Source organism: Paenibacillus sp. J22R67 (assembly GCF_059692175.1).
The window spans coordinates 870,730-881,388 of sequence record NZ_JCAUAX010000004.1; the positions used below are offsets into that span (position 1 = coordinate 870,730).

6 protein-coding genes and 1 rRNA gene are annotated in these 10,659 nt (G+C 44.5%); all 7 read left to right on the plus strand.

Annotated features, from left to right (window positions below; genetic code table 11):
- Positions 1-3 precede the first annotated feature (3 nt).
- Positions 4-912, plus strand: a complete 909-nt coding sequence (locus AC58VC_RS19965) for a DUF4430 domain-containing protein (protein WP_497370569.1) — start codon at positions 4-6, stop codon at positions 910-912.
- The gene (locus AC58VC_RS19970; RefSeq protein WP_497370570.1) at positions 909-1,799 is read left to right on the plus strand and encodes an energy-coupling factor transporter transmembrane component T; all 891 of its coding nucleotides are present in this window, start codon (positions 909-911) and stop codon (positions 1,797-1,799) included. Before AC58VC_RS19965 ends, AC58VC_RS19970 begins: the two co-directional genes overlap by 4 nt.
- Positions 1,772-4,252, plus strand: a complete 2,481-nt coding sequence (locus tag AC58VC_RS19975; protein WP_497370571.1) for an ATP-binding cassette domain-containing protein — start codon at positions 1,772-1,774, stop codon at positions 4,250-4,252. Before AC58VC_RS19970 ends, AC58VC_RS19975 begins: the two co-directional genes overlap by 28 nt.
- Before the next feature lie 10 nt (positions 4,253-4,262).
- Positions 4,263-5,168, plus strand: a complete 906-nt coding sequence (locus AC58VC_RS19980; protein WP_497370572.1) for a LysR family transcriptional regulator — start codon at positions 4,263-4,265, stop codon at positions 5,166-5,168.
- Between the two features lie 138 nt (positions 5,169-5,306).
- Complete coding sequence (gene metE / locus AC58VC_RS19985; protein WP_497370573.1) at positions 5,307-7,595, plus strand: 5-methyltetrahydropteroyltriglutamate--homocysteine S-methyltransferase; 2,289 nt, start codon at positions 5,307-5,309, stop codon at positions 7,593-7,595.
- A gap of 156 nt (positions 7,596-7,751) precedes the next feature.
- Positions 7,752-9,233 (plus strand): putative glycoside hydrolase, encoded by a 1,482-nt coding sequence (locus tag AC58VC_RS19990; RefSeq protein WP_497370574.1) that lies wholly within the window; start codon positions 7,752-7,754, stop codon positions 9,231-9,233.
- Between the two features lie 849 nt (positions 9,234-10,082).
- Positions 10,083-10,659: ribosomal RNA gene (locus AC58VC_RS19995) — 16S ribosomal RNA — on the plus strand; the annotation flags it as partial.

A 10,659-nucleotide genomic window follows, 5' to 3' on the forward strand; every position in this document is an offset into this window, starting at 1 on the left:
CGAATGAAAATAACGAAAACGAAGTTAATTTCGGCAATTGTCATCGTGGTTGCGCTCGTATCCAGTTATCTGTTTATGGGACCGCAACCGAGCAACTCTGGAAAACTCCCTACAAGTACGGTGGAAGCTTCTCTTCAGCCAGAGAGACAGCAGGAATCCCAGGTAGCGGTTGAAGTTAAGAATCAGGGTGCCCAGCAGCCTGATTCTTCTCAAGCTGAACCCGCGGCAGCCCAGTCATCCAAGGATCCGGTAAGTACGGTTAAGCCGCCAGAGGCAGCTCCTGCGCAAACACCGGAACCAACAATAGTTCCCACTGAAGAATCCGACAAAGACTCTCCAAAGGAAACACCTGCACCTGCTGCCAGTCAACCTGCTGATAAGCAAGAAATTGATCTTAAGACTGGTAAAGATAAATACTTAACAGAGCCAGTTCCGTCTGGTAAACCTTTGCCTGTTGAGCCACAGAACATCCAAATTTCTGACAAGGCAATGACAGCCACCATATCCGTTACCTGCTTGACAATTCTGGATAATATGAAGCTGCTGGATAAGGAAAAGGTGGAACTGGTGCCTAAGGATGGGGTCATTTTACCAGCAACGAAGGTAACTTTCTACGAAGGCGAATCCGTGTTTAATGTGCTGCAAAGGGAGATGAAAAAGCATAAAATTCATATGGAATTTGTGAATACCCCCATCTACAATTCCGCCTATATCGAAGGAATCAACAATCTCTATGAATTTGATGTGGGAGAACTCTCGGGTTGGATGTTTAAAGTCAATGGTTGGTTTCCCAATTATGGAAGCAGTCGATATCAATTGAAAGAAGGCGACGTCATTGAATGGGTCTATACATGTGATTTAGGACGTGACGTTGGCGACTCTTATAATGCTTTAGGAGCAACAAAACAATGAAAGATGCTTTCTCCAGCTATCATCCTCTTGTTAACTTTGTTTATTTTGTCATGGTCATCACTTGTTCGATGTTTTTCTTGCATCCGGCATGCCTGCTAATTTCTCTTTTTTTCTCCTTTGCTTACTCGATCTACTTAAACGGTAAAAGGGCGATTCGATTTAATTTTCTGGTTATGCTGCCGATGCTGATTGTAACGGCACTCATCAACCCTGCGTTTAATCACGAAGGGGTAACCATTCTGACTTATTTGGACAACGGGAATCCGCTTACTTTGGAATCCATTACGTTTGGCGCGGCTTCGGCTACTATGCTGATAACGGTCATCAGTTGGTTTTCTTGTTACAATGCTGTGATGACTTCCGACAAGTTCATTTATCTGTTTGGCAAACTCATCCCGGCGTTGTCCTTAATTTTTTCGATGGTGCTGCGATTTGTACCGACATTCAAGACCCAATTCCAAAGGGTTTCGGATTCCCAGAAATGTATTGGCAGAGATATCTCGAATGGCAGCGTGATCTCGCGTGTCAGACATGGCATTCGAATTATGTCGATTATGATAACCTGGGTGTTAGAAAATGCCATTGAAACGTCTGATTCCATGAGAAGCCGCGGCTACGGCCTGAAAGGAAGAACGGCTTATTCGAACTATACGTTTGACCGACGTGATCAATGGGCTCTTGGTGCTTTAATGATTGTAGGAGGTTATGTCTTGATAAGTTCATTACGCGGAGCCTTGTATTTCAGGTATTATCCGTCGATGAAAGGGCATGAAACTTCCATTCTTATGATTAGTGCACTATGCTCTTATGCCCTAATGTGTGCAATACCTTTAATTATGAATGTATGGGAGGATAGGAAGTGGAAGCTTTTGCAATCGAAAATTTAACATTTTCTTATCCTGGCAGCGATAAATTTGCACTCGATAACATTTCTCTAACGATTGGGCAAGGTGAATTTATCACCTTATGTGGGAAGTCAGGTTGTGGGAAATCGACACTGCTGCGCCATTTCAAAACCATGCTAACGCCTCATGGCAGAAGGAGCGGCATGCTCCGTTTCGAAGGTGTTGATCTTGGCATGGTCGATACTAGAACACAATCATCTCAGATCGGCTTCGTATTTCAGTCACCTGATAATCAGATTGTTACCGATAAAGTTTGGCATGAGCTGGCCTTCGGGTTAGAAAGTTTAGGATATAGCACGCCTGCTATTAGGCTGAAGGTGTCTGAGATCGCTAACTTTTTCGGGATGCAAACCTGGTTTCATAAGTCCGTCTCAGAGCTTTCGGGTGGGCAAAAGCAACTTTTAAATTTAGCATCGGTCATGGTCATGCAGCCTTCGGTTTTAATTTTGGACGAACCAACGAGTCAACTTGACCCTATAGCTTCATCAGATTTTCTTCATACACTTGTGAAAGTGAATAGAGAGCTAGGAACAACGATCATCATTTCCGAGCATCGCTTGGAGGAACTTTTGCCTGTTTCCGACAAGGTAGCCATTTTGGACAGTGGCAAAGTAGTTACCTTTGATACCCCTAGGAATGTGGGCAAAGTACTGAAAGAAACGATGGATGCGATGTTCTTCGCAATGCCAACGCCAATGAGAATTTATTCTCACATCCCTAATGATTTGGAGTGTCCAATTACGGTTCGGGAAGGCCGGAAATGGCTGGATGAGTTAGCTCAGACTACTCAAATCTTGACAACTACGATGGAAAAGACGCAAACGAATCAAACGGGTAAAGTCGCAGTTGAGCTAAGGGAAACTTGGTTTAAGTATGAAAAAGCAGCCCCTGATATCGTAAAAGGTTTGTCCGTATCCATTCATTCAGGTGAAGTATATGCCATTCTAGGAGGGAACGGTGCTGGCAAAACGACTGCATTATCCCTGATTTCAGGCTTGAAAAAGCCATACAGGGGAGAGGTTAGGCTAGGTGGCAGGAAGAGTCAAGATCTATCTGATAATGAGAAATACGGCGGCTTGCTTGGAGTGCTTCCGCAAAATCCGCAAACGCTTTTTGTAAGTAAAACCGTGGAAGCGGATCTCCACGAAATGTTCGTTGGCAGAAATGTCGACAAAGCGGTTTTGCGAGAAAAAATAAAGCAAGTGACTGAACTTTGTGAGCTTGGGGGTCTATTAAAAAGTCACCCCTATGACTTGTCCGGTGGCGAACAGCAGAGAGCTGCGCTTGCGAAGATATTGCTGCTTGAGCCTGAAATCTTGTTGTTGGATGAGCCTACGAAGGGGCTGGACAACCATTTTAAGCTCAGGCTGGGAGAGATCCTTCAGAACCTCAAGCTCTCGGGAACGGCCATCATTATGGTGAGCCACGATGTTGAGTTCTGCGCCTCCTTTGCGGATAAATGCGCGATGTTTTTTGATGGTAAGATTGTATCAGAAGGAACACCGCGGGAGTTTTTTACAGGCAACAGCTTCTACACAACGGCAGCAAGTCGAATGGCCAGGCATTTGATGCCCAGTGCGGTTACGACGGAAGATGTGATTCGGGCTCTTGGTGGAACAGTGTCAGAGATACCTACTAGTACCAGAAAGGTGCCGGAGTCATTGCTTATTAGCAGGAAAGAAACAGCTCCTCAAAAAAGTCATGAAACGGATCAAACACCAGTTGATAAAAGGAAGCTATCTCAAAGAACGATCATCGCATCTTTTATTATTTTGCTAATCATACCGTTAACCATATGGTTTGGCATTTATTATTTGAATGATCGGAAATACTATTTTATTAGCTTACTGGTTATCCTTGAAACCATGCTGCCGTTCGTGATGTTATTTGAATCTAGAAAACCTCAAGCGAGAGAATTGATCGTAATAGCAGTCTTATGTGCAATAGCAGTGGCCGGAAGAGCTGCGTTTTTCATGGTTCCCCAGTTTAAACCGGTTGTTGCGATGGTGATTATTGCTGGTGTGTGTTTAGGCGCAGAAGCGGGTTTTCTTGTTGGTGTTGTTACGGGGTTCGTTTCCAATTTCTTCTTTGGACAAGGTCCTTGGACGCCATGGCAAATGTTTGCTTTCGGCATCATCGGCTTTCTGGCTGGCGTGCTATTTAAGAAAGGTATTCTAAGAAGAAATAAGGTAGCGCTATGTATCTTCGGAGGGTTAACGACATTTTTCATCTATGGAGGTCTTCTGAACCCAGCCTCTGTGCTCATGTCCCCTCTACAGCCAACCAAAGAAATGTTTTTGCTGGCCTATCTGCAAGGATTCCCCTTTGATCTCATACATGCCGTTTCTACGGTGATTTTCTTGTATTTTATTGCGAAACCTATGCTTTCCAAGCTTGATCGAATAAAGTTGAAATACGGTCTTATTGATTCCTAGGGGGATAGCGATGACAACTTTGCAACAATTAAAATATGTAATTGAAGTAGCGAACCGCAGATCCATTAATGAAGCTGCCAAGAGGTTGTTTATTACCCAGCCTAGCCTATCGAATGCGATCAAGGATTTAGAAGAAGAAATACAAATCTCCATATTTGAAAGATCCAATAAAGGGATAACGCTTTCTAAAGAAGGTGTCGAATTCTTAAGCTACGCGCGGCAAGTCGTCGAACAGGCTGAATTATTGGAAAGCCGGTACCTGAATGCGAAGCCATCTCCGCAGCATTTCTCCGTTTCTACGCAGCATTATGCTTTTGCGGTAAATGCTTTTGTCAGCTTGGTCCAAGAATTTGGATTAGACGAATACGAATTTGCACTGCGTGAAACCAAAACGTATGAAATTATCGAGGACGTCAAAACACTGCGAAGCGAAATCGGTATTTTATATTTGAATGAATTCAATGAAAAAGTGATAAATAAGATGCTTAAAGCCGCCAATTTGCAATTTAACAGCTTATTTAAAGCGAAACCCCATGTTTTTATTAGTATCAAAAATCCATTGGCCAATCAGTCGATTGTCACTATCGATGAGCTTCAGGAATATCCTTACCTCTCTTTTGACCAAGGTGAATATAATTCTTTTCATTTTTCAGAGGAAATTCTGAGTACGATCTCCCATAAGAAAAGCATACGAGTGACGGATCGCGCTACACTCTTCAATTTATTAATTGGACTAAATGGCTACACGATTTCAACTGGCGTTTTGAACGCCGATTTGAACGGTAACGAGATTATTCCTGTTCCTTTGGATTGCGAGGAAACCATTCATGTGGGGTGGATATCTCATAAGAATACGATGTTAACGAAGTTAGGTGCAGCTTATGTTGAAGCTCTAAAGTTGGCGATTTCTAAGTAATCCCATGCACATCCCGAGTGCTGTTCGAAAATGAACGTTATAGCCCCAAACTATAGCTAGATATATGTTATTCGAATTACTTTATATCTATCAATTTGTGTTAATTTTTATATAACAAATTGAAGAGGGGTTTTAATCATGGTGAAGAGCAGTGTACTAGGATACCCGCGTATTGGTGAAGATCGCGAATGGAAGAAAGCTTTGGAAGCATTCTGGGCAGGCAAGATTGAAGAGGCTGAATTCCAGACTCGTTTGCAAGAAATACGTTTGAACCATTTGCGTAAACAACAAGAGAAGGGGATCGATTTCATTCCGGTTAATGATTTCAGTTATTATGATCATATCCTGGATACAGCCGCTATGTTCGGAATTATCCCGAAACGCTTCTCTTATGAGGGTGGCGCTGTACCTTTATCTGTTTATTATGGCGTAGCTCGTGGAACGAAGGGTGCCGCAGCAAGCGAAATGACGAAGTGGTTTAACACGAACTATCACTATATCGTGCCTGAATTGACGGATGCTTCCCCTGTGCTTACGGAAAATAAACCTCTTGCAGCATATAGAGAAGCTAAGGAGAAGCTTGGTATCGAAGGAAAACCGGTCATCGTTGGACCATTGACTTTCCTCAAGCTTTCTAAAGGGTACAGTGCATCTGAGACGGATACATGGTTGGAGCGATTGGTTCCGCTTTATGTCCAAGTTCTCCAAGAACTCGCCGAAGAGGGCGTACAGTGGGTACAAATAGATGAGCCAATTCTTGTAACCAAATTAAGCCAGGATGATTTGCAGCGGTTGACGAAGATTTATGAAACGATTGCTGCAGCCGTTCCAAGCCTTAACATCATGCTGCAAACCTATTTTGAATCGGTAGAGAACTATAACGACATCGTAAAATTGCCGGTCAAAGGAATTGGGCTTGATTTCGTACATGGATACACGGGCAATCTAATAGCCATTAAAACGCTTGGTTTCCCGGCTGATAAGGTGCTAGGTGCAGGTGTTATTGATGGAAGAGGTATTTGGAAAGCGTCGCTTCGGGAGAAGCTGGAGCTGCTTACTGCGCTAACTAAGCTCGTAACTCCAGATCGTCTTATTGTACAGTCCTCATGCAGCCTACTTCATGTTCCTGTAACGACTGAACGCGAGACGAAACTTACATCCGAATTGAAAAATGCGCTTGCATTTGCAGATGAAAAGCTCGGTGAGCTTGTTCTTTTAACGAAAGCATTAGCTTCAAGCTCCGAAAGCGTTATAGATGAAATAATCAAAAGTGAAGCTGCCATCCAAGCTTTGCAGCAGTCTGAGGAACGCAACCGCGTCAACATTCAGCAAGCTGTCACTGCGTTAAGCAATCAACAACCGGAGCGTTCCCATCCATTTGCCGAGCGTCATCAAGCTCAACAGGCCAAATGGCAGCTGCCGATTTTTCCGACTACGACCATCGGCAGCTTTCCGCAATCCGCAGAAGTGCGCAAAGCGCGTCAATCGTGGCGTAAGGGCGAGTGGAATAACGAGCAGTATGCGCAATATATCCGTGATCAAATCGATACTTGGGTTGATTTGCAAGAAGAGATCGGTTTGGATGTTCTTGTACACGGAGAGTTTGAACGTACCGACATGGTTGAATTCTTTGGAGAAAAGCTGGCTGGTTTCGCCTTTACACAGAATGGCTGGGTACAGTCCTATGGTTCACGCTGCGTGAAACCGCCGGTTATTTTCGGAGATGTGGCGTTCACGGGTGAAATGACGGTCGAAGAAACGAAGTATGCGCAGTCCAAAACTTCACGTCCTGTAAAAGGGATGCTGACAGGACCGATTACCATCATGAATTGGTCGTTCGTTCGTGATGATATTCCGCGTGAGCAAATTGCTTATCAATTGGCTTATGCGCTTAGACAAGAAGTGGAGGCACTTGAGCAAGCAGGCATTGGCATGATTCAGGTCGATGAGCCAGCTGTTCGCGAAGGTCTGCCGCTGAAAGAAGAAGAGCAAGCTGCCTACCTTGCTTGGGCGGTCAAAGCTTTCCGCATCACCACATGCACCGTACACGAAACAACACAAATCCATACACATATGTGTTATTGCGAGTTTCATGACATGATTGACTCCATCGAAGCCATGGATGCTGACGTTATTTCTATTGAGACATCCCGCAGCCATGGTGAATTGATTCATAGTTTTGAGCTAAATACTTACAAGCTAGGCATTGGTTTAGGGGTGTATGATATCCACAGTCCACGTGTTCCTAGTGTAGAAGAAATGACAGGAATGATTGAACGAGCACTACGCGTATTGGACGCTCGGTTGTTCTGGATTAATCCAGATTGTGGACTAAAAACACGCGGACTTGAAGAGACAGTTGCCTCCTTGCGCAACATGGTTGAAGCGACGAAGATTGCTCGTGCTAATCATGCTGCAACGGTATAATTCGTTAGAAATTTAGTTAAGAGAGCAGATCTGCAATTGCAGCTGCTCTTTTTTTATCGAGAGAGGGCTAGTGCAGCATAGTTTTGTCGTTTCCCGAATACGTCAAGTATGAGCATAGAATTTGCAGAACATGCTTCGAATTAGGGGGAGAACAAGGTGAAGAAACAAGTTCTTATTTGCTTGATGTTAGGTTTAGTTCTCACGTTGTCCGCCTGTCTGTCGTCAAAAGACGCTTTGACCACACCGAATTCAGCGGAGCAGCCATCTGTAACGACTCCAGAGCCTACACCCACGTTGACGCCCACACCCACACCTATGGCATCTCCTTCAGCTTCTCCCATTGCGCCTTCACCCACACCGACAGCTAAACCGACACCCACACAAACACCCGGATTTACTTCCCCAACGCACTTTGAATATCCAGATGCGGTACGCGGAATTTATGTCACAGGTTGGTCCGCTGGCGGGGAACGTATGTCTAAACTTCTTGCACTCGTTGATAACACGGATTTGAACGCAATGGTGATAGATATGAAGGATGATGATGGCTATATCACTTTTAAGCCGGAAGGGAAGCTTGCGGAGTTTGGCCAGTCTTACATCAAGGATCCCAAAGTACTTTTGAAAACACTCGAGGAGCATAAAATCTACCCGATCGCTCGAATCGTCGTCTTTAAAGACACGGTTATGGCAAAAAAACGGTCGGACCTTTCTTTTATAGATGGCAGCAGCATTTGGCGCAATTCGAATGGGGATAGTTTTATCAACCCATTCCTTAAAGAAACGTGGGATCATAATGTTGAAGTAGCGAAATTAGCAGCAGAACTTGGTTTTAAAGAAATCCAATTTGACTATGTTCGCTTTCCGGAAGGTTTTGAAAGCAGGGACAGTGTCCTTAAATACGCAATGGGGGATTACAAGGATAAGAAACCTATAAAGTTTGTACAGCAGGAAAAAGACTACGCTGAAGCTACTAAGAAGTATCAAGACGATCTAGCTTCCTTGGAATTAAAATTGGCAGATGCTGTGAATGCCTACAATGTAGAGAAGAACGAGGCTAATAAAAAAGTCATGGATGATGCCCAAAAGAGCGTGTCTGACCTTAAAAAAGGAGCTCCTAAAGCGCCGGATTTTAGTGATAAGGCACGTATGACCCAGCTTCGGGTTGATGCAGTCAGCGATTTCGTTGCCTATGCCAAAGATCAACTTAAACCGTACGGCGTCGATGTCTCTGTTGATATATTCGGGTACACAGCCACGCTGCCTGAGGCTCCAGGTATCGGCCAGAACTTTAATCGCATCTCTAGCTCGGTAGATGTCATTTCATCTATGATTTATCCAAGCCATTGGTCTAACGGTTATTTTGGTATTTCAAAACCTGATAAAGAACCGTATAACCTTGTTGCCGAGTATATGAAAGCAGAGAAAGAGAAGTTTGCGCAGATGCAGTCTCCACCCCAATCGCGTCCTTGGATTCAAGACTTTACTGCAAGCTGGTTAGGTGCCGGCAATTACATCAAATACGGCAAGCCTGAGGTAGATGCACAAATTAAAGCTTTGCACGATGCAGGTGTTCAGGAATATCTCATCTGGAATGCAAACAATAATTATTCAGAGGGTGTAACCTATACTCCGTAAAAAGCAGCGGCTGTCTTGGGCAATTTATTGGTCCTAGGCGGCCGCTTTTGGATGGGGCGGTGCCTGAGGAGAGTCAAGCTCATTGTTCATTGGATGAATTCCAATGAACGGGCGATTTTTGAGGCTTATATGTCATTCTCATTGGACAAAATCCAAGGCAGAGATGAACTTTGTTGGGGTTCAGCGCTGTTTTAGCCGCCCTTGTTGGATTTCATCCAACGAAAAGAAGAATGAACACGTCTGCACGACGTTCTCATTGGAATTCGTCCAATGAGAGCTGGAAGTACACTAACTTATAGCGTGTTTAAGTACTCGGAAAAGGTAGGGTGCAGTAGAGAGGTAAGGTGAGTGGTGAAATATAGGAGCTAGCAACTAGCAGGGATGGAACAAGCGTAGCGCTCGTATTTGAAATCGAGTTCCATCCATATACAATTCCCTCCCCATGATTGAACGTATGGGCTTAGACGAGGATCTGGCCACAGGCTAGGTTTTTCTTTTTTAAAAAGCACTTGTTTTACCTAGTCATCCATGGTATATTATGAAACCTGCCTTACAAGAAGTAAGAAATAACTTGTTGAATAGCTACTAAAATTAATTTTAAAAAGTGCTTGCAAAAAGAAAATCAACATGGTATATTACTTCTCGCTGCTTCGGTAACGCGGCAGAGAACGAAAGTAAATTGATCTTTGAAAACTGAACAACGAGTGAGTAAGCACAGTCGAGTAATCGACTATAAATGAGATGAATAATCTCGCTAGCAAGTCAATGAGTACAATTAAGCTTAAAATATGGGCCCCGGAAAAGTAATCGGAATTCTCTTCGGAGGTTAACGTCACTTTTTTGGGTAACTTTATGGAGAGTTTGATCCTGGCTCAGGACGAACGCTGGCGGCGTGCCTAATACATGCAAGTCGAGCGGAGCACTTCGGTGCTTAGCGGCGGACGGGTGAGTAACACGTAGGTAACCTGCCTATTAGACTGGGATAACTATCGGAAACGATAGCTAAGACCGGATAACTGGTTTTCTCGCATGAGAGAATCATGAAACACGGAGCAATCTGTGGCTGATAGATGGGCCTGCGGCGCATTAGCTAGTTGGTAGGGTAACGGCCTACCAAGGCGACGATGCGTAGCCGACCTGAGAGGGTGAACGGCCACACTGGGACTGAGACACGGCCCAGACTCCTACGGGAGGCAGCAGTAGGGAATCTTCCGCAATGGACGCAAGTCTGACGGAGCAACGCCGCGTGAGTGATGAAGGTTTTCGGATCGTAAAGCTCTGTTGCCCTAGACGAACAGCAAGGCGAGTAACTGCGCTTTGTGTGACGGTATAGGAGAAGAAAGCCCCGGCTAACTACGTGCCAGCAGCCGCGGTAATACGTAGGGGGCAAGCGTTGTCCGGAATTATTGGGCGTAAAGCGCGCGCA